Raw genomic sequence first — 16,773 nt, forward strand, 5'->3', positions numbered from 1 at the left:
TCAGCCCCGCGCGGCCGGCACCGACGGCCGCCGCGGCCACCAAAACCGGTCGCCCGTGAGGAACGCGAGTGCGGGCACGACGACCGTGCGCACGAGCAGGGTGTCGAGCAGCACACCGACGCACACGATGATGCCGATCTGCGTGAGCGTGATGAGCGGCAGCACCCCGAGCACGGCGAACACGGCCGCGAGCAGCACGCCCGCGCTCGTGATCACCCCGCCGGTCGCGGCGAGGGCACGCACCATCCCCTCCCGGGTACCGGCGCGGGCCGCCTCCTCCTTCGCGCGGGTCACGAGGAAGATGTTGTAGTCCACCCCGAGCGCCACGAGGAACAAGAAGCTCAGCAGCAGCACGTTGTCGTCGAGCGCCGGGAAGCCGAACACCGTCTCGAAGAGGTACCAGCTCGCCCCCACGCTCGCGAAGAAACTCGCGACCACGGTGAACAGCAACAGCACCGGGGCGACGAGCGCGCGCAACAGCACGACGAGCACGAGGAACACGAGCGCGAGGATGACCGGGATCACGAGCGCCTGATCGGCGGCGGTCGCGGCGCGCAGGTCGAGAGCGCGGGCGTCCGCTCCGCCGACGATCGCCTCCCCGCTCCCGATCCCGTCGAGTGCGTCGCGCATCCGCTCGACCGTCGCGAGGGCGGAGCCGCTCTCCCCCTCGGCGTCGAGCACCACCTGGATGCGCGTCGAGCCGTCGGCGGAATCGCCGGGGGCGACGGAGTCGACGCCGCGCACGTCTTCGAGTCCGCGGACCACGTCGGCGACCTCGGCGTCGTCCGCGATGACGATCGTCGGCGAACTGCTGCCCGCCGGGAACGCGCGCTCGAGCACCGCCTGACCCGCCACCGCCTCCGGTTCGCGGACGAACTGCTCGCTCTGCGCGAGTCCGGTGCGCACCGTCACCATGCCGCTCGCAGCGGCGGCGAGCACGACCGCTCCCGCGACCGCAACGAGGATCGGCCGACGCTGGACTCCACGGCCGAGTCGCGCCCACGGGCTGCGCTCGGCGGTGTCCGCGGTGCCGACCCGCGGCACGTACGGCCAGAAGAGCCCGCGGCCGAAGAGCAGAAGAGCGGCGGGGAGCACGATGAGCGCGAAGACCATCGCCACCACGACACCGATGGCGCACGCGAGTCCGAGGGCGCGGTTCCCCGCGAGCTGCGCGACGAGGAGGGTGAGCAGGCTGAGCGCGACCGTGCTGCCGCTCGCGATGACGGCGGGTCCGGCCCCGCGCAGGGCGGCCGCCATGGCCTGCCGACGGTCGTCGACGTGCCGCAGTTCGTCGCGGTAGCGGGCGATGAGCAGCAGGGCGTAGTTGGTCCCCGCGCCGAACACGAGCACGGAGAGGATGCCGGTCACCGAGGCGTCGAGCTCGTAGCCGAGCGCGCCGGCGACGCGTCGCGCCACGATCCCGGCGAGCGCGTCGGCGAGACCGATGACAGTGAGCGGGACGAGCCACAACCACGGGCTGCGGTAGGTGATGAGCAGCAGCACCGCGACGACGATGACGGTGACGAGCAGGAGCCGGAAGTCGGCGCCGTCGAACACGGCCGCGACGTCGACCTCGAATCCCTCCGGACCGGAGAGGTAGACCCGCGCACCGTCGATCGCGTCCGCGACGGCCGCACGCAGCTCGTCGGCACGTCCGGCTTGCGCGTCCACGTCGTCCTCGACCTCGAGCGGCACGACGAGAAGCGCCACGTCGCCGTCGTCGGAGAGCGTCGGGGGCGGCACGGCGCCGTCCGCGGCGATCGACTGCAGCTCGGTCTGCGCCTCTCGCAGCTGCGCGAGCTGGCCATCGGAGAGGGGCCCGTCCTCGGCCTCGACCACGAGGAGCGCGGAGGTGGTCTCCTCCCCTGCGATCCGCTCCGCGACGGCATCCGCCCGCACCGACTCCGCGCTGTCGGGCAGACCGACCGGTGGAGCGGTGCTGCCGGTCGAGCCGGAACCGAGCGCGAACAGGGCGGCGCCGGCCGCGAGGGCGAGCAGCAGCACGATCCAGGAGGTGCGGCGGGCGGTGAGGAAGCGGATCACGATGTCTTTCGATCGTCGAAATATCTGACGATCACACTAACTGGCTAGGATCGGAACATGCAAGCGGACAGGATGCGCGCGCCGACCGTGCTGCTCCGCGAGATCCTCGAGATCTCGGAGGAATTCGAACGCCGGCTCGGTCGTCACCTGGCCGTCAATCCGACCGATCTCTCCGCCATGGAGCACCTCATCGCGAGCGGACCGCTGAGCCCGGGGGAACTCGCCCGCCGGCTGGGCATCTCCCCCGCCGCCGTCACCACCGTGATCGACCGGCTGACCGCCGCCGGCCACGCCGCGCGCACTCCCAACCCCGACGACCGCCGGGGCGTGCTCGTCGCGGCCGCGCCCGATTCCGTCGCGGCGGCGATGGCGCAGCTGATGCCGATGATCGGCGACATCGATCGAGTCATCGACGAGTTCGACGAGCAGGAGTCCGCCGCGATCGAGCGGTACCTGCGTCGGGTGGTCGAGCGCTACCGCGCCCACGTCGACGACTAGATCAGGCGCGGTCCTCGTCGAGGGCCGTCGCGGTCGGCAGCGTGATGGCGCCGGTCGACGGGGCGATGCCGCTCAGCCGCTCCGGGGCGAGCACCCGCTGCACGTCCTCCGCCCGCATCAGCCCGGCGTCCACGACGAGGTCCGCGATCGACGCGTTCGTCGTGAGGGCCTCGTGGGCGAGCGTCGCGGCCGCGGAGTAGCCGATGTACGGCGTCAGCGCGGTCACGACGCCCACACTCGACTCGACCTGCCTGCTCAAGCGCTCGGTGTTGGCGGTGATGCCGTCGATGCAGTTGACGCGCAGCGTGCGGCACGCGTTCGTGAGCCAGGCGAGCGACTGCAGGATGCTGTGGGCGATGACCGGTTCGAAGGCGTTCAGCTGCAGCTGACCCGCCTCGGCCGCGGCCGTGACCGTCGCATCCGCCCCGATCACGCTGAAGGCGACCTGATTGACGACCTCGGGGATGACCGGGTTGACCTTGCCCGGCATGATGCTCGAGCCCGCCTGCCGCGGCGGGAGGTTGATCTCGCCGATGCCGGCCTGCGGTCCGCTCGAGAGCAGGCGCAGATCGTTGCAGATCTTCGACAGCTTCACGGCACCGCGCTTGAGGATCCCGGAGAGGGTCATGAAGATCCCGGCATCGCTCGTGGCCTCGATCAGGTCGGGAGCGGTCTCGAACGCAAGGCCCGTGACCTCTTCGAGCCGTCGGCGCACGGCCTCGGCGTAGCGGGGATCCGCCGTGATGCCCGTGCCGATCGCCGTCGCGCCCATGTTGATCTCGTTGAGCCACTTGATCGACTCGGTGAGCCGGTCGTAGTCCTCGCGCAGCGTGTGCGCGAAGCCGGAGAACTCCTGACCGAGCGTCATCGGCACGGCGTCCTGCAGCTGCGTGCGGCCGACCTTGAGCACGTGGGCGAACTCGCGCCCCTTCGCCGCGAAGGCGTCCTGCAGGCGAGCGTGCTCGGCCAGCAGACGCTGGAGCGACAGCACCATCGCGAGCTTGATGGCCGTCGGGTAGACGTCGTTCGTGCTCTGGCTGCGGTTGACGTCGTCGATCGGATGCAGGTGCCGGTAGTCGCCCTTCTCGTGCCCGAGGAGTTCGAGCCCGCGGTTGGCGATCACCTCGTTCGTGTTCATGTTGGTGCTCGTGCCGGCGCCGCCCTGGATGACGCCGACGACGAACTGGTCGTGCAGCCCGCCCGCGACGATCTCCTCGCACACGCGGTCGATGACGTCGGCCTTCTCGGGCTCGAGCACCCCGATCTCGCGGTTCGCCCGCGCCGAGGCCTGCTTCACGCGCGCGAGGGCGCGCACGAGGTCGGGGTAGTTGTAGATGGCCCGTCGCGTGATCGGGAAGTTGGTGAGTGCCCGCGCGGTGTGGATGCCCCAGTAGGCGTCGGCGGGCACTTCGAGACGGCCGAGCGAGTCGCTCTCGACTCGTGTCGCCCGTCCCCGGTGGCCCACGGAGTCCTCCCCCACGGCCGGTCCGTTCGTGCCCGTCAGGGGTGCGTTCTCATCGCCGTCGATGCGCTGTTCGTCCCGCACGATGAGGTCGGTGTCGTCGTCGAACGCTTGTGGCGTCATCCGCTCGAGCTCCTTCGATCAGTGGATGACGCCACTCTACGCGGCACTAGCCTGCCGGTATGGATGCCGATGCCACCGACCACCTCGACCGCGCGATCGCCCTGGCGGTCGACAACGTGACCGCCGGGGGCGGACCGTTCGGTGCGATCGTGGTGATCGACGGCACCGCGTACGAAGGGGTGAACCGGGTGACCCTCGACTCGGATCCGACCGCGCACGCCGAGGTCGTCGCGATCCGCCGGGCGTGTGCGGACCGCGGCACGTTCGAGCTCGCCGGGGCGGTGCTCTACTCGAGCTGCGAGCCGTGCCCGCTGTGCCTCAGCGCGGCGATGTGGGCGCGGATCGACGAAGTGGTGTTCGCCGCCGACCGGCATCAGGCGGCCGCGGCGGGCTTCGACGATGCCGTGTTCTACGAGGCGTTCGAAGACGGCGGGCGCAGCCCGTTGCGGGTCAGCCGTGCGGGTACCGACGGCGCCGCGCCGTTCCAGGCGTGGCTCGAGCACGAAGCGCGCGTCGACTACTGAACCGCCCGCTCACACGTGCAGGGCCGGCACGATGAGGTAGATGCCGTAGAGCACGGCGGCGACGCACAAGGCGAAGCACACCCATTGCCAGCGCGAGCGGGCGGCTCGCAGCCGGATGCCCGTGGCGAAGAGCGCCACGATGACGGATGCGGCGACGAGCGACGCGACGGCGACGACGGCGAAGGCCGCCCAGTCGATCACGGGGCGTCCACGCGCGAGCGTCGCGCCGAGACGGGCACCGGGTGGCGGGTGACGTTGTGATGGCCCACCCGCGAGCGGCGGGACCAGAGGAACATCCCGGCGATCGCGAGGGCGGCGATCCCCGCGTCGAGCAGGATTCCGACGAGACCCAGCCGGGCGAGGAGTTCCGCGAGGGCCGCCATCGCGGCGGCGGCGGGCAACGTGATGAGCCAGGCGATCCCGATGCGGCCGGCGATGCCCCACCGCACGCCGCGCGGGTCGCGGCCGAGCCCGGAGCCGATGATCGATCCGCTCGCCACCTGTGTCGTCGACAGGGCGAATCCGAGGTGCGACGAGGCGAGGATGGTCGCCATCGTCGACGCCTCGGCGGCGAGCCCCTGTGGCGGGGTGACCTCGGTGATCCCGGTGCCGAGGGTGCGGATGATGCGCCACCCGCCCATGTAGGTGCCGAGGGCGATGGCGAGCGCGCACACGACGATGACCCACAGCTCGGGGTCGGTGCCCGGCTCCTGCGACCCCGCGGCGATGAGGGTCAGGGTGATGACGCCCATCGTCTTCTGCGCGTCGTTCGTGCCGTGCGCGAGCGCGACGAGCGACGACGTCGCGATCTGGCCGTAACGGAAGTTGTCGCGGGACTCGACCGCTCGGCGGGTGATGCCGAGCGCGATCTTCGTCGCCGTGAACGCGACGATCGCCGCGATGGTGGGCGCGAGTACGGCCGGCAGCACGACCTTCGACAACAGCACACCCGGGTCGATCGAGTCGACGCCCGCACCGACCACCGCGGCGCCGATGAGCCCGCCGAAGAGCGCATGGCTCGACGAGCTCGGCAGGCCGAGCAGCCAGGTGGCCATGTTCCACACGATCGCCCCGATGAGCGCCGCGAAGATCATCTGCGGCGAGATCACCACGCCGTCGTCGCCTTCGCGGATGAGTCCGCCCGAGATCGTGCGGGCGACCTCCGTGCTGAGGAAGGCGCCGACGAGGTTCAGTACGGCGGCGATGGCGACGGCCGTGCGCGGCTTGAGCGCGCGGGTCGCGATGGGGGTCGCCATGGCGTTCGCCGTGTCGTGGAATCCGTTCGTGAAGTCGAAGAAGAGCGCCAACACGATGACGAGCGCGACGACGAGCGAGATGTCCACCGCGGTCGAGTCTTACAGCCCGGTGAACGTCGCGCAAACGGGATCTGAATCGGGCGCCCCGGGCGTTCACCGTGGTCCGCTAACGATGGGGTGTGGATCAGGTCACGGACGCGGTGCTCACCCTGCTGGGGTCGCCGTGGCTCTATCCCGTGCTCTTCGCCATCACCGCGCTCGACGCGCTGCTCATCGTGGTGCCCAGCGAGACGGTCGTGGTCGCGCTCGGCGCGACGGCGGCGTCGTCGGGCGTCCCGGATCTGCGCATCGTCGTGCCGGTCGCCGCCGCCGCCGCGATGCTCGGCGACAACCTCGGATACCTCGTGGGGCGCAGCGTCGGCATCGACCGGGCGCGTTGGATGCGGCGCGCCGCGATCGCACGGGCGTTCGCGTGGGCACGACGCGCCCTCGACCGCCGCGCCGCCGTGGTGATCCTCACGGCCCGGTTCGTGCCGTTCGGACGCCTCGCGGTGAACCTCACCGCGGGGGCGACGGGATTCCCGGTGCGGCGCTTCGTGCCGCTCACGATCATCGCCGGCTCGGCGTGGGCGCTCTACAACGTCGCCGTCGGGGCGTTCTTCGGCGCCTGGCTGCAGGGTCAGCCGGTGCTGGCCGTCGTCGTCTCGGTGGTCGTCGCGGTCTCGCTCGGGATCGCCGTGGACGCCATCTCGTCGCGCTTGACGAGACGGACCGACGGCGCGGCTCCCGGCCCTCCGGCGCGTACGGACGGCCCGTCGGCCGCGAATGCGCCAGACTGAAGGTTCCCCCGACGATCTCTGAGGAGTCCCCGCATGGGTTGGTTGAGCCGCTTGTTCTCCCGTTCCCCCAAGCCGCGCGCCGGCGCGTCCACCGCGCCCGTGACGGCCATGGACACCGCCGCCGAGACGGCGGCGGCGAAGGCGTCGACGCGGTCGGCGACAAAGCCGGTGGACGCCGTGCCCGCTCAGCCGGCCGCGACGGAGCCGGCGGATCGGATCGCGGCGACCCCGGCTCCGACGGAGTCGGAGCTCATGACCCCGGCCGACACGGTCGCCGCCGAGACGCCCCTGTCGGTTCCGGTCGACACCGACGGCGTGCCGACCGCCTCGCTCACCGTGCCGCAGCTGCGGGAACGCGCGAAGGCGCTCGGGCTCACCGGATACTCGCGCCTGGGCAAGGCTGACCTGATCGCGCTCATCGAGAACGCCCGCTGACCTCGCCACTCTGCCAGCCGGCTGAGCGTCGGCTGCACCGTTCGATGGCGAAGGACCGGCGGACGTACCGTGACGCCATGAGTGATTCGAACGACGCGAACAGCATCGACGCAGCCGGGACGCCGGAGGCCGAAGACACCGAACAGGGTCACGCGCACGAGAAGGAGCACGGCGACGACGAGGCCATGGCCATGCCGGAGGAGCTCCGTGATCTCGGCCAGGGCACCTCGTCCGAAGGCGGCGCCCCGCTCCCCTGAGCGCTCACGCGTGCAGGTGCGGCACCGCCTCCACCGGTTCGGTGAGTCGCAGGAAGCCGCTCAGCTGTGCGAGAGCCTGCGGCGTGCGCGGCAGATGGTCGCTGAGCGCCGGCGAGTGCACGACGAACGCGGCCCACTGCGCCCGTGACACGGCGACGTTGAGACGGTTCGGCAGCAGCAGGAACGAGATGCCCCGCGGCACGTCGGCGGCCGACGACGCGGCGAGCGTGACGATCGCCACCACCGCCTCCTGCCCCTGGAACCGGTCGACCGTGCCCACGCGCACGCCGTCGATGCCCGCCTCCTCGAGCCGGGCCTGTACGAGGTCGACGTGCGCGTTGTACGGCGCGACGACGATGAGGTCCTCCACCCCGAGGGGGTCGCCGTCGCTATGCTGATCGGGTGCCGTCCACGGGCGGCCGAGCAGGTCGCGCACGATCGCGACGACGGCCGCGGCCTCCTCTTCGGATGACGTGGCGTTGCCCACGTGATCGACCCGTACCGGATGCACGCCGGGCGCCACTCCGCCGAGCAGGCGGGCCGCGGTGCGTTCATCGCGGGCCCGGAGCTTGCCGTCGTACGAGAGGTCGGAGACCCGCGCGGCGACGGCCGGGTGCATCCGCCAGCTCTCGGCGAGGAAGTAGCCGCGGTCAGCGGGGAGCACCTCGTTGCCCGCAGCGACCCAGCCGAGCGCGGAGCGGTCCACCGGCTCGGGGTGCAGGCCCTGACTGACCTGCGGCAGTTGCTGCGGATCGCCGAGCAGCAGCAGCCGGCGCGCGCCGGACGCGACCGCGATCGTGTCGGCGAGCGAGAACTGACCCGCCTCGTCGATGACGAGCAGGTCGAGCGACCGCCGCGGCACCCGCGCGGCGTTGGCGAAATCCCACGCCGTCCCGCCGAGCACGTAGCCCTGCGGCCGCTCCCCCGTGAACTCGAGCACCTCGTCGTCGCCGACCGCCGTGAACCGCACCGACAGCTCGCCCGAGCGCACGCGGTCGCGATCCTGCCGCTTGACCTTCTTGCCCACGAGCGGCTGCGGAACGCCCGCATCCAGAACGCAGTCGAGCATGTGCTCGATGACCTGGTGCGACTGGGCGACGATGCCGACGCGCCAGCCGTGGTCGCGCACGAGCCGGGCGATCACCCGGGAGCCGACGTGCGTCTTGCCCGTTCCCGGAGGTCCTTGCACGGCGAGGTAGGAGTCCTCGAGCCGCAGCAGGCTCTCGACGATCGCGTCGATCCGGTCGCCGTCGACGACGGGGACGATCCCCTCGCCGCGCGGGGTCACCCTCCGCAGCAGGTCGGTCGCGGCGTCGTGCGGCCAGCGCGGGGGTTCCGCGGCGCGCTCGGCGAGGATGCGGTCGGCCCATTCGGCGATCGCCGACTCCTGATTGTTGTGCGGGATGGGTCGACCTGGGGCGATGGCGAAGGGCAGGTGGGGGTATTCCTCCACGTCGCGCGGCAGCGTCTCGGTGACGAGCACCGTGTTCTCGTCGATGACCTCGACGATGCGCGCGCTCATGTTCGAGGGCCGCACGCCCCGTTCGGCTCCGCGTACCGTGAACGGGCCGGGTCGTTCGTAGACGAGGGTGCAGCCCTCCTCGCGCAGGCGGCTGCCCGGCGCGAGCCGACCGTGGAGCCGCAGTGTGCGCTTCATCGCCCGCGGGTCGGGTGCCCACTCGCGCACGACCTCGGTGCGTTCGACGACGAGCACGTCGCGGGAGTCCTGCCAGTCCTCGACCGGGGCGAGCAGCCGGTTGAAGTGCTCCCACCAGAAGGTCTTGCGTTCCCGCCGATGGAAGTCGAGCGCGGCGGCGGCGAGGGCGAGCGCGGAGCTGTCGTCGTCGCGGTCGGGGTCGAGCGGATCGCCGGCGAGTTCACGCAGACGGTCGCGGGCGGGGTTCGGGGCCTCGTCCCGACCCTCCTCCGGCAACTCGATCGCGCCGAGCGACGGTACGCCGTTCTCGGCCGCCCGTTCGAGCAGCCAGTCGCGCAATCCACGGGTCGATCGGCAGTCGTAGTGGTTGTAGTCGGCGATGTCGGCGAGCTGCCGCGCCGCGGCTTCGGCGTCGCCGTTGTCGCGCAGGCGCGTGTACTCGACGTAGGCGTCGACGGACTGCCCGCCGGTCTGCACGTCGCTCGTGCGCAGTTCGTCGCCCATGTACAGCGGCTCGAGCTTCTTGAGCGAGTACGAGCGCGAGGCGACACGCACGGCGCGTTTCACGATCGGGTACAGGTCGACGAAGACGTTCTCGCGCAGCAGCGTGTCGAGCACCGCCTCGCCGACACCGTGCCGGGCGCACAGCGACTGCAGGTGCGCCCGTTCGTAGTCGGCGTAGTGAAAGATGTGCATGTCGGGGTACCGCTCGCGCCGCTCGGCCACGTAGTCGAGGAAGGCGATGAGCGCCACGCGCTCCTGCGCGAAATCGTGCGCCCAGAACGGGCGGAATTCGCCCGTGTCGCCCTCGACCACGCCGAAGAGGTAGTCGAGGTTCCACTGCACGCGACCGCCGAGCTCCTCGCTGTAGAGCGGGTCGCCCTCGAAGTCGAAGAAGATGTCTCCGGCGTCGGGAGCGGGGATGACCTCGAGCGAGCGAGCGTCGACCACGCGGTAGCGCAGTCCGTCGCCGGGTTCGATCTGCAGGCGCGCCTGCTCGCGCAGGTTCGCCAGAGTCGCCTCGGGGATGCCGTCGACGGGTCCATCGAGGGCGGCGACGGCCTCGATCGTGTCGATCCCCGCCGTCACCAGCCGGTCGCGCTGGGTGCGACGGATCCCGCCGATGAGCAGCGGGTCGCGGTGGGCGTCGACCTCGGCCTCGCACCAGGCGCACCGTCCGCAGCGGGCGTAGCGCGGGTCGTGCCAGTCGACCGGTGCCTCGGCCGACATCCGCTCGTCGAGCATGGCCAGCAGGCGATCCCTGCGCAGGGCGAAGACGGGCGCGATGTCGTCGAGCCGGTGGGTCGACCGGGTGCCGTCGCCGAGCAGCAGGTGCACGTCGCGTCCCACGGGGATGCCCGCGCGCTGCAGCTGCTCGGCGTAGGCCGCGAGCTGCATGAGGGCGGTGACGCGTGCGGAGCGGGCGAGCTTCGTGTCGTACACCTCGATGCGCTCGCCCTCGCGGACGAGGAAGTCGGCGTAGCCGACGAACGATCCGTCGAAGAACGTGCCCTGGAAGACGACGTCGGCGCGTCCGCGCAGGGCCTCGAGCGTGCGTTCCGCGGCGGCCTGCACCGACGCGCGATCCCGATCCGGACGGTCGATCTCGACGACACCCGGTCCGGCGAGGCCCTCCGCTACACCGAACTCCCGCCGATAGGCGGCCAGTTGGCGTAGCTCGTGGGCATCACCGAGGCGGGCCGCGCGTTCGAGCATCGTGTCGACCTCTTCGACGACCGGGTCGATCCGCCCGAGCTTCGCATCGAGCGTGCGCAGCATGGCGAACTCGCATTCGGATGCCGCCTTGAGGTCGCTCGCGCTGTACACGAGCCGGCCGTCCAGTAGATACACGCCTTCTCCATCCGATCCGGGATCAGGCTAACCGCGACCTCCGACGCGGCAGCACTGCAGGCCCGGCCCGGGGAGTCGGTCGCCCCTGGGGAGAGGAGGCGGGGCTCAGTTGCCCGTCTCGAACTCCTCCCAGGCGCGCGCGAAACGGGCCTGGGTGGCGTCGTCCATCGTCTCGAAGTAGCCCTCGAAGATCGCCCGGTTGCCATGCTCGGGGAACTGCTCGTCGTCCTCCACCGAGCGGGCGAGCTCGCCCACCTCGTCTTCGCGCTCCAGCTGGTCGAACAGCCAGGTCGAGAACGTGTCGGTCATGGACGCCTCCGCAGATGGGTCGGGTCCGGCACTCGCGCCGGGTGGGTGGGTGTCTCAGCATCCTGGCAGCACGGCCGCCGGCGCGTCACTGCTTCGTGAAGGACTCCACGCTCATCCGCAGGATGACGCGGTCGGCACGGTCGGCGGGGGGCCGCGTGTCGGCGATGCCGTAGCGGCGCCCGAGCCGCACGTAGAACTCCCCTTCGGGGTCCCGCGTCTCTCCCACCAGGGTTCCGCGCACCTCGAGGTAGCGGAACGGTTCACGCGGATCGAGCAACGACAGGCTCATCCGGGGATCGTTCTTCAGGTTGCGGTACTTCGCCCGCTTCGTCGTGTGGGTGAACAGGATGTGCTCGCCGTCGAATTCGAACCACATCGGGTTCACCTGCGGCCGCCCATCCGGACGCACCGTGCCGAGATGGGCATAGATCGGAAGCTCGAGGAGGTGGCCGTAGCCCTCGGGGATGGTCGCGCTCATATCCGGGGTCAACGCGGCAGCTCGCGAGCGTCTTCCCGACGGCGCGGGGTACAGTTTCGGGGTACATGGGGGGTCCCCCGCACTGGGGACGAGGACTTGCGCGGGGGGGGTACGCGGGTCCCCTAGAGTGAGGACGCCCTGTCACCCGAAGACTGGAACCCGAACCCCGTGAGTGCCCCCGAACTCACCGGGCAGCCTCGTGCTGCCTGGTATCCCGACCCCGCCGACCGCCTGCGCCTGCGCTGGTGGGACGGCTCCCGATGGACGCCCCACACCGCGCGTCGCGCGACCTCCGCTCCGCTCCCCCGCCGTCGCGAGCTCCGCGCGCCCGCGCCGGTGCTGCGCCGGGAGGAGCCCTACGACTGGGCGTGGGAGACGCGTCGCGACGAGGTCGCGTTCGTCGCGGCAGGCTGAGGGCCGGATTCCTCCGAGTTCCCCCGGTTCCGGCATCGTCACAGTTCCGCACGCCTACCGTGGCGCCATGGACAACGAACACGACGAGCAGCCCCAGAATCCCCCGCTGCCGGACTGGGGTCCCCAGGACGGCGAGCACGTCGAGTCTGAGCGCGAATTCGATCAGGGCAACCGCGACGCCCTCGTCGAAGGCAACCGCGTCTCCGACGGACACGAGCTCGACCAGACCGACGAGGAGGCGACCTCATGACCGACCGTGAGAACGACCTCACCGACGGAACCATCCCCGCCGACGCCGACTTCGCCGCGCCCGACGACGCGACGAACACCGGTGGCGGCGAGTCCGCCGCGGCCGCATCGGGCGACGCCGAGACCGACGCCAGCGGCGACGACGCCGGCGTGGACGTGCCGGAGCTCACCGACGACGAACGCGATCGGGAACTGCGCCACTACTGAGGCAGCAACCCCACCACGCGAACAGCGGGGCGCCGGATCGATCCGGCGCCCCGCTGTCGTGTGTGCGGCGTCACTCAGACGCGCTCGTACCGGCGCTCGTTGGTCGCGTGGACGACCTCGGGAGTCACGCGTTCACCCGTCGGCGCCGCCCAGCGCACGCCGTTCGCGAGCACGCGGTGCACCTGCGGGTGGTGGTACACCGGGTAGCGCTGGTCGCCCGGGCTGAAGTAGAACACCTTGCCGCGGCCGCGGCGCCAGGTCGCGCCCGAACGGAACACCTCGCCGCCCGCGAACGAGGAGATGAAGACGAGCTCGTCGGGGGCGGGCACGTCGAAGAACTCGCCGTAGGTCTCCTGCTCGTCGATGACGATGGGCACCTCGACGCCGTCGGTGATCGGATGCCCGGGGGCGACGTTCCACACGAGTTCGCGGTCGCCGTCGTCCCGCCACTGCAGCGAGCACGTGGTGCCCATGAGCTCGATGAAGATCTTCGAGAAGTGGCCCGAATGCAACACGATGATGCCCATCCCGCCGAGCACGTGCCGCTTCACGCGCTCCACCACCTCGTCGGCCACGTCACCGTGGGCGGCGTGGCCCCACCAGAGCAGCACGTCCGTGTCGGCCAGCACCTCCTCCGTCAACCCGTGCTCCGGTTCTGCGAGCGTCGCGGTGCGGATCTCGGCCCCGTCGAGCAGCGGTGCGATGCCGGCGGCGATGGCGCCGTGCATCCCCTCGGGGTAGACGGCGGCGATGTGGTCTTCGGTCGTCTCGTGCACGTTCTCGTTCCACACGGTGACGCGCAGTCGTTGATGAGTCATGTCCTCAGGCTTTCGGGAATCGGTGGTGCAGGTCAAGCGCGAGGGCGGCCGTCCAGCTGAACGCCCGGGTACCCCGCGCGGCGGCGGTGAACGGATGCAGGTACTCCGCGAACCCGCTCGCCTCGGCGTGGGTGATCACGTCACGCGCGAGCGATCGCGCCTCGTGCTCCGCCCCGTGCCGTTCGAGCGCCTCGACCATGAGCCACGCGGTGTTGAACCAGGACGGACCCCGCCAGTACCTCGACGTGTCGAACGTGGGCGCCTGCACATCGGCGCTCGGCACGAGCACGCTCGTGCCCAGTCTGAAGGACGGGCCGCGCAAGGTCTCCAGCAGTTCGGGGGCACGGGGCACGCCGGACAGGATGAGCGGCACGAGGCCCGAGACGGTGCGATGCTCCTGCAGCCGCCCCGTGCGGGCGTCCCGCGCGACGTAGCAGCCGAGTCCTGGATGCCACAGCCGCTCGAGCGCGTCGGCGATCCGTTGCGCTCGCTCGTCGTGGTCGGCGCGTTCGCCCAGTTCGCCGGCGATCTCGCCGAGGGCTAGCTCGGAGCGAGCCCACAACGCGTTGACCGCCGGATCGTGTACGCGGAACTGTTCGGATCCGTCGTCGGCGACACCCGCGTCACGGTAGGCAGCGGCGAGGTGCAGGTACTTCCGGTACTCGGTGTCCGAGGGGCGGTCGGTCGCGGCCGCGTGCTCGAGGTCCGGTCGGGGCACGCGGTCGAGCCCTGCTTCGGGAACGGCGGACAGGGGTTCGTCCCAGAACGGCGAGTTGTCCATGCCGCTCTCCCACGGGTGCACCACGTGAGCCAGACCCGAGGCGTCCGTGCGCCGATCGCGCAGGTACGTGTGCCACGCCACGAGGGCGGGGTAGGCGCGCTCGAGGAACCCGCGTCGGCGCGATTCGCGCGGATCCGCCCGGTGTACGAGGAGTGCGGCCCAGGCGTGGTTCGGGGGCTGGACGAGACCCGCGGTCGGAACCGGTGGCGAGCCCGGCAGCTCCGCGCTGCGCCAGAAGGCCGCACCGGGCGAGTAGTCGTCGTCCCGACTCGGGTCGAACACGATCTGTGGGAGACGGCCGTCGGACCACTGGGCTGAGAACAGCGACTCGAGCTCCTGCTGGGCGCGTCGCGCCGACAGGTGCCGCCAACCGATGGCGATGAACGCCGAATCCCAGCTCCACTGGTGGGGATAGAGGCCCCCGGCCGGCACGGTGTAGCGCCCGCGCCAGTTGCGCACGAGCAGCCGGATGGCCGCGGCTTCGAGCGTCACAGATACCGCCGGAGCAGCGGCGGCACCGCCGGCAGCACGTCGGCGGCCTCGCCGGAGAGTCGGCTCTCGATCGCCACCGGTCCGTCGTACCCGATCCCGCGCAACGCGGCACCGAGCAGCGACCAGTCGATGTGCCCCGCACCCGGTTCCAACCGGTTTGAGTCGCTCGCCTGTACGTGGCCGATGTAGGGTCCGGCGGCGACGAGCGCCGCCGCGGGATCGGCCTCCTCGATGTTCATGTGGTAGGTGTCTGCGCCGATCCGCACATGGCCAGAGCCGATGGCCTCGATGAGGGCCACGGCGTCGGCGAGCCGGTTGACCATGTGGTCCTCGTAGCGGTTCAGCGGTTCCAGGTAGAGGGTGACGCCGAACTCGCGCGCCCGCTCCCCGAGCTCGCCGAGGGCGTCTTCGAGCACGGCCCGATCCTCCTCCGGGGTGCGCGGCGGCTCGAACGGGGGAAGCCGTCGCGAGAACATGCCCCACGACGCCGGGGTCATCGCGCCGCGGCCGCCGATCTCGGCGATGACGCGCAGCTGATCGGTCATCTGCGCGCGCGCGTCGGCGCCGCGGTCGGCGTCGAAGTCGCCGATGAAGTGGGTCATCTCGACGCAGACGGTGGGCATCGGGATGCCCGCGGCGGCTGCGCGGCGCAACTCGGGGAGCCGGGCGAGGAAGGCGCCGTCTCCTCGTCCGCGCAATTCGATGCCGTCGAAGCCCCATTGCTGGGCGGTGTCCCACTTCTCCTGCACGGTGTCCCCCGGCAGATACTGCTCCTGCACGAGCACCTGGCGGATCATCGCGCGCCGCCGGTGAAATCGAGCACGACCTGCAGCGCCTGCGCCGGTGTCTCATCGAGCAGCCGGTACGCCTCGGCGGCGTCCTGCCACGGCACCTCGTGGCTGATGAGCGGCAGCACACGGAGGCGCTCGCGGGAGGCGAGCTCGATGGCGGTGGACCAGAGCCGGTAGCGGTCCCAGCGGTGCTGGAGAGCGGCCCCGACGCCCGAGATCTGCGAGGAGATCAGCTGCACGCGGTTGTGGTGGAACTCCTCGCCGAGCGCGAGTCCGGTCCCCTCGCCCTGGAAGAATCCGCCGACGCACACGCGGGATCCGTACGCGACGGAACGGATCGCCTCGTGCAGCGCACGGTAGTTGCCTGTGATCTCGAGCGCCGCATCCGCGCCCCGCCCTCCGGTGAGCTCACGGATGCGTTCGGCCACCTCGCCGTCCGCGGGGTCGAGCGCGAGATCGGCGCCGAGTTCGAGAGCGAGCTCGCGGCGTGAGGCGATGCCGTCGACGGCGATCACCCGCGCCCCGTTGAGCCGCGCGAGCTGGGCGACGAGCTGGCCGGGGACCCCGAGCCCGAAGACCGCCACGGTCTCCCCGACATGCAGATCGGCGTCGAGCACGACGTTGAGCGCGACCGCCCCGATGTGGGAGAAGATCCCGATGCGGGGGTCGACGCCGGTCTCGAGCCGCCGTGCGGCGGCGAAGGCGCCGTCGAGCACCGCGTTCGTGCGATGACCCCAGGTGCCCCAGATGCGGTCTCCGACGGCGACTCCGGCGACGTCGTCGCCGACTTCGACGACCTCACCGACCTCCTCGTAGCCGAGCGCCGTCACCGGGTAGACGAGCTGGTCGCCCCCGGCGCGGAACAGGCGACGGTCACCGTCCCAGTGCTTGGTGAGGTGCGGGCTGCTCCCGCGGTACGACGTGAGCTCCGTGCCCGCGGAGATGCCTGAATACAGCGTGCGGACCCTCACCTGCTGCGCCGTCATCCGCTCGTCGTCCTCCTTCAGCACGGCGACGGAGCCCGGGGCCGTCAGCCCCACCATCGAGACCATGTGTCTCCCCTCGATCTTGTGCTCGACACCCTACGCAGGTGCGCGAGCGATCGGCAAGCCGTTATGTACGGTGGTCGGACGTATACCTGAGCATGAACGAGCAGGAATTGGGTCGAGTCCGCGAAGTTCGGACTTGTGATCGGACATAACGGCATGGTCCAATGAGTCCGGCGCCAGCGGTTCGTGGGTCAACGACGACGACGGCGCCCCGCACTACAGCGGGCTCGACCGAGCACA

The 16,773-nt window shown here is 71.1% G+C and carries 19 protein-coding genes; 8 read left to right on the forward strand and 11 right to left on the reverse strand.

Annotated elements, in window-relative coordinates:
• Complete coding sequence (locus CLV46_RS10690) at positions 1 to 2,043, reverse strand: MMPL family transporter (RefSeq protein ID WP_245866740.1); 2,043 nt, start codon at positions 2,041 to 2,043, stop codon at positions 1 to 3.
• 57 nt (positions 2,044 to 2,100) lie between these two features.
• On the opposite strand from CLV46_RS10690, the gene CLV46_RS10695 reads away from it, so the two are divergent.
• Positions 2,101 to 2,541 carry a MarR family winged helix-turn-helix transcriptional regulator gene (locus tag CLV46_RS10695; protein WP_100364754.1) on the forward strand — a complete coding sequence of 147 codons (441 nt, stop codon included), beginning with the start codon at positions 2,101 to 2,103 and terminating at the stop codon, positions 2,539 to 2,541.
• A 1-nt stretch (position 2,542) separates the two neighbouring features.
• On the opposite strand, the gene CLV46_RS10700 is transcribed toward CLV46_RS10695, so the two are convergent.
• Entirely contained in the window at positions 2,543 to 4,126 is a 1,584-nt protein-coding gene (locus tag CLV46_RS10700) for an aspartate ammonia-lyase (RefSeq protein WP_100364755.1), read from the reverse strand.
• Positions 4,127 to 4,185: 59 nt separating this feature from the next.
• Here CLV46_RS10700 and CLV46_RS10705 point away from each other — a divergent pair, with 59 nt between their 5' ends.
• The gene (locus CLV46_RS10705; RefSeq protein ID WP_100364756.1) at positions 4,186 to 4,650 is read left to right on the forward strand and encodes a nucleoside deaminase; all 465 of its coding nucleotides are present in this window, start codon (positions 4,186 to 4,188) and stop codon (positions 4,648 to 4,650) included.
• A 9-nt stretch (positions 4,651 to 4,659) separates the two neighbouring features.
• Here the strand turns inward: CLV46_RS10705 and CLV46_RS10710 are convergent, their stop codons facing one another.
• Both CLV46_RS10710 and CLV46_RS10715 read right to left on the reverse strand, forming a co-directional pair.
• Complete coding sequence (locus tag CLV46_RS10710) at positions 4,660 to 4,851, reverse strand: hypothetical protein (RefSeq protein WP_100364757.1); 192 nt, start codon at positions 4,849 to 4,851, stop codon at positions 4,660 to 4,662.
• Positions 4,848 to 5,993 carry an inorganic phosphate transporter gene (locus CLV46_RS10715; protein ID WP_100364758.1) on the reverse strand — a complete coding sequence of 382 codons (1,146 nt, stop codon included), beginning with the start codon at positions 5,991 to 5,993 and terminating at the stop codon, positions 4,848 to 4,850. Before CLV46_RS10715 ends, CLV46_RS10710 begins: the two co-directional genes overlap by 4 nt.
• 92 nt (positions 5,994 to 6,085) lie before the next feature.
• Between CLV46_RS10715 and CLV46_RS10720 the strand changes: the two genes are divergently transcribed.
• The 3 genes from CLV46_RS10720 to CLV46_RS10730 all read left to right on the forward strand — a co-directional run bounded on the left by CLV46_RS10720 (position 6,086) and on the right by CLV46_RS10730 (position 7,437).
• The gene (locus CLV46_RS10720; RefSeq protein WP_100364759.1) at positions 6,086 to 6,745 is read left to right on the forward strand and encodes a DedA family protein; all 660 of its coding nucleotides are present in this window, start codon (positions 6,086 to 6,088) and stop codon (positions 6,743 to 6,745) included.
• Positions 6,746 to 6,778: 33 nt separating this feature from the next.
• Positions 6,779 to 7,180, forward strand: a complete 402-nt coding sequence (locus CLV46_RS16985) for a Rho termination factor N-terminal domain-containing protein (protein ID WP_100364760.1) — start codon at positions 6,779 to 6,781, stop codon at positions 7,178 to 7,180.
• A 77-nt stretch (positions 7,181 to 7,257) separates the two neighbouring features.
• Positions 7,258 to 7,437, forward strand: coding sequence for a hypothetical protein (locus CLV46_RS10730; protein WP_157802300.1), 180 nt, complete (start codon positions 7,258 to 7,260; stop codon positions 7,435 to 7,437).
• Between the two features lie 4 nt (positions 7,438 to 7,441).
• On the opposite strand, the gene CLV46_RS10735 is transcribed toward CLV46_RS10730, so the two are convergent.
• From CLV46_RS10735 to CLV46_RS10745, 3 genes are all read right to left on the reverse strand, one after another.
• Positions 7,442 to 10,945 (reverse strand): TM0106 family RecB-like putative nuclease, encoded by a 3,504-nt coding sequence (locus tag CLV46_RS10735; RefSeq protein ID WP_100364762.1) that lies wholly within the window; start codon positions 10,943 to 10,945, stop codon positions 7,442 to 7,444.
• A gap of 105 nt (positions 10,946 to 11,050) precedes the next feature.
• Positions 11,051 to 11,254, reverse strand: coding sequence for a YozE family protein (locus tag CLV46_RS10740; RefSeq protein ID WP_100364763.1), 204 nt, complete (start codon positions 11,252 to 11,254; stop codon positions 11,051 to 11,053).
• 85 nt (positions 11,255 to 11,339) lie between these two features.
• Positions 11,340 to 11,732, reverse strand: coding sequence for a PPOX class F420-dependent oxidoreductase (locus CLV46_RS10745; RefSeq protein ID WP_100364764.1), 393 nt, complete (start codon positions 11,730 to 11,732; stop codon positions 11,340 to 11,342).
• Positions 11,733 to 11,900: 168 nt separating this feature from the next.
• Here CLV46_RS10745 and CLV46_RS10750 point away from each other — a divergent pair, with 168 nt between their 5' ends.
• The 3 genes from CLV46_RS10750 to CLV46_RS10760 all read left to right on the forward strand — a co-directional run bounded on the left by CLV46_RS10750 (position 11,901) and on the right by CLV46_RS10760 (position 12,602).
• The gene (locus CLV46_RS10750) at positions 11,901 to 12,146 is read left to right on the forward strand and encodes a DUF2510 domain-containing protein (RefSeq protein WP_157802301.1); all 246 of its coding nucleotides are present in this window, start codon (positions 11,901 to 11,903) and stop codon (positions 12,144 to 12,146) included.
• 67 nt (positions 12,147 to 12,213) lie between these two features.
• Entirely contained in the window at positions 12,214 to 12,396 is a 183-nt protein-coding gene (locus CLV46_RS10755; protein WP_100364766.1) for a hypothetical protein, read from the forward strand.
• Positions 12,393 to 12,602: a hypothetical protein gene (locus CLV46_RS10760; protein ID WP_100364767.1), complete on the forward strand. Its 210-nt coding sequence runs from the start codon at positions 12,393 to 12,395 to the stop codon at positions 12,600 to 12,602. Before CLV46_RS10755 ends, CLV46_RS10760 begins: the two co-directional genes overlap by 4 nt.
• Before the next feature lie 74 nt (positions 12,603 to 12,676).
• On the opposite strand, the gene CLV46_RS10765 is transcribed toward CLV46_RS10760, so the two are convergent.
• The 4 genes from CLV46_RS10765 to CLV46_RS10780 are packed head-to-tail and all read right to left on the reverse strand — an operon-like array spanning position 12,677 to position 16,536.
• Complete coding sequence (locus tag CLV46_RS10765; RefSeq protein WP_100364768.1) at positions 12,677 to 13,420, reverse strand: ThuA domain-containing protein; 744 nt, start codon at positions 13,418 to 13,420, stop codon at positions 12,677 to 12,679.
• A 4-nt stretch (positions 13,421 to 13,424) separates the two neighbouring features.
• On the reverse strand, positions 13,425 to 14,693 hold the full coding sequence (locus CLV46_RS10770; RefSeq protein WP_100364769.1) for an MGH1-like glycoside hydrolase domain-containing protein: 1,269 nt from the start codon (positions 14,691 to 14,693) through the stop codon (positions 13,425 to 13,427).
• On the reverse strand, positions 14,690 to 15,490 hold the full coding sequence (locus CLV46_RS10775; protein WP_211282181.1) for a sugar phosphate isomerase/epimerase family protein: 801 nt from the start codon (positions 15,488 to 15,490) through the stop codon (positions 14,690 to 14,692). The genes CLV46_RS10770 and CLV46_RS10775 overlap by 4 nt, the downstream gene beginning before the upstream one ends.
• On the reverse strand, positions 15,487 to 16,536 hold the full coding sequence (locus tag CLV46_RS10780) for a zinc-dependent alcohol dehydrogenase (protein ID WP_100364770.1): 1,050 nt from the start codon (positions 16,534 to 16,536) through the stop codon (positions 15,487 to 15,489). Before CLV46_RS10780 ends, CLV46_RS10775 begins: the two co-directional genes overlap by 4 nt.
• Positions 16,537 to 16,773 lie beyond the last annotated feature (237 nt).

It is taken from the genome of Diaminobutyricimonas aerilata (assembly GCF_002797715.1).
GTDB lineage: Bacteria > Actinomycetota > Actinomycetes > Actinomycetales > Microbacteriaceae > Diaminobutyricimonas > Diaminobutyricimonas aerilata.

What these genes read in the sequence shown, in the direction of transcription:
- CLV46_RS10695 (WP_100364754.1), top strand. Translation starts at nt 2,101, where the DNA reads ATGCAAGCGGACAGGATGCGCGCGCCGACCGTGCTGCTCCGCGAGATC.
- CLV46_RS10700 (WP_100364755.1), bottom strand. Translation starts at nt 4,126, where the DNA reads ATGACGCCACAAGCGTTCGACGACGACACCGACCTCATCGTGCGGGAC.
- CLV46_RS10705 (WP_100364756.1), top strand. Translation starts at nt 4,186, where the DNA reads ATGGATGCCGATGCCACCGACCACCTCGACCGCGCGATCGCCCTGGCG.
- CLV46_RS16985 (WP_100364760.1), top strand. Translation starts at nt 6,779, where the DNA reads ATGGGTTGGTTGAGCCGCTTGTTCTCCCGTTCCCCCAAGCCGCGCGCC.
- CLV46_RS10730 (WP_157802300.1), top strand. Translation starts at nt 7,258, where the DNA reads ATGAGTGATTCGAACGACGCGAACAGCATCGACGCAGCCGGGACGCCG.
- CLV46_RS10740 (WP_100364763.1), bottom strand. Translation starts at nt 11,254, where the DNA reads ATGACCGACACGTTCTCGACCTGGCTGTTCGACCAGCTGGAGCGCGAA.
- CLV46_RS10745 (WP_100364764.1), bottom strand. Translation starts at nt 11,732, where the DNA reads ATGAGCGCGACCATCCCCGAGGGCTACGGCCACCTCCTCGAGCTTCCG.
- CLV46_RS10755 (WP_100364766.1), top strand. Translation starts at nt 12,214, where the DNA reads ATGGACAACGAACACGACGAGCAGCCCCAGAATCCCCCGCTGCCGGAC.
- CLV46_RS10760 (WP_100364767.1), top strand. Translation starts at nt 12,393, where the DNA reads ATGACCGACCGTGAGAACGACCTCACCGACGGAACCATCCCCGCCGAC.
- CLV46_RS10765 (WP_100364768.1), bottom strand. Translation starts at nt 13,420, where the DNA reads ATGACTCATCAACGACTGCGCGTCACCGTGTGGAACGAGAACGTGCAC.
- CLV46_RS10775 (WP_211282181.1), bottom strand. Translation starts at nt 15,490, where the DNA reads ATGATCCGCCAGGTGCTCGTGCAGGAGCAGTATCTGCCGGGGGACACC.
- CLV46_RS10780 (WP_100364770.1), bottom strand. Translation starts at nt 16,536, where the DNA reads ATGGTCTCGATGGTGGGGCTGACGGCCCCGGGCTCCGTCGCCGTGCTG.